Below are 1405 nucleotides of genomic sequence, written 5' to 3'. Positions count from 1 at the left end.
GTCCAGGAAGGCCCGGTCATGCGTGATGGTGATGATGCTGCCGTTGAAATTGACAAGCAGGTCCTCCAGCCAGGCGATGGAATCGAGGTCCAGGTGGTTGGTCGGCTCGTCGAGCAACAGCACGTCGGGTTTGGCGACCAGCGCCTGGGCCAGCGCCACGCGTTTTTTGGTGCCGCCCGAGAGCGAACCGACGATGGCGTCCTTGTCCAGGTGCAGGCGGTGCAGGGTTTCCTCGACGCGCTGCTCCCAGGTCCAGCCGTCCAGCGCCTCGATTTCCGACTGCAGGGCGTCCAGGTCGGTGTTTTCGTCGGCCGCAAGATACTGCTCAACTACGTGCCTGGTGCGCGCCAGTCCTTCGCTGGCAGCTATAAAAACCGTAGCATGCGGGTCCAGGCTGGGCTCTTGCGGCACATAGGCGATGCGCAGGTTCTGCTGCAGCTGCAGCGTGCCGTCATCGGGTTTTTCGAGGCCGGCGAGAATTTTCAGCAGGGACGACTTGCCCGTGCCGTTGCGCCCGATCAGGCCGATGCGCTGGTTGGTTTCAAGGGAAAAATCTGCGTGGTCCAGCAGTGCGACATGCCCAAAAGCGAGTTGGGCGTCCAGTAAGGTAATAAGTGCCATAAGGGGGCAGATTATCCGCCCCTGCCGTGAGGCAGTTTCTATATAGGCTCTTCATCGGCCCTGCAGGGCCCGCCTTTGGCCACATGACGCCACATATGTGCCATCCCTTAAATACAAGTTATTACTGAGTGGCCGATGTCGCATCTGCGCCCTATCGCTTGCCAGGCCTCGCCGATATAGTCGTTCGTTCCGGCGATTCGATCGCTGAAGGAGGGACCTTGGAACTGCAAATCAATGGACGGGCCGTTCAGGCCGACGCCGACCCCGGCATGCCCTTGCTCTGGCTGCTGCGCGACGTGCTGAACATGACGGGCACCAAGTTCGGATGCGGCGTGGCCGCGTGTGGCGCTTGCACGGTGCGGGTGGACGGCGAAGCGGTGCGGTCCTGCGTCGTCCCGGTGTCCGCCGTGGTGGGCAAGCGCATTCAGACCATTGAAGCGCTGGGTGCGACGGACAAGCCACACGCCCTGCAGGCCGCCTGGATTGCCGAGCAGGTGCCCCAATGCGGCTATTGCCAGTCGGGCATGCTGATGGCGGCCGCCGCCCTGCTCGACAAAATCCCCAAGCCGACAGATGCGGACATCGATGCCACCATGACCAATATCTGCCGCTGCGGCACTTACCAGCGGATCCGGGTGGCCATCAAGCGCGCGGCCGGCATGGCGCCCGGCGGCAAGGGCCCAACACCTAAGGCTCAATTTTCCGCCGGGCCGCCCCAAGGAAACGAGCCCCGGAACGCCCCCTATGGGGGCAGCGCATTACGCGAAGCGAAAAGCGTGGGGGC

At 63.1% G+C, this 1405-nt stretch carries 2 protein-coding genes; one reads left to right on the top strand and one right to left on the bottom strand.

The genetic code is table 11. The features are described 5' to 3' along the window. The coding region (locus tag AC1DWI_RS23140; RefSeq protein WP_477725915.1) for an ATP-binding cassette domain-containing protein at positions 1-621 on the bottom strand (621 nt) is incomplete at its 3' end. A gap of 269 nt (positions 622-890) precedes the next feature. Between AC1DWI_RS23140 and AC1DWI_RS23135 the strand changes: the two genes are divergently transcribed. Continuing rightward, the coding region (locus AC1DWI_RS23135; RefSeq protein ID WP_477725916.1) for a (2Fe-2S)-binding protein at positions 891-1405 on the top strand (515 nt) is incomplete at its 3' end.

This window comes from Polaromonas sp. P3_C2, assembly GCF_056402675.1.
This window is presented reverse-complemented; position numbering and strand designations above follow the sequence as displayed.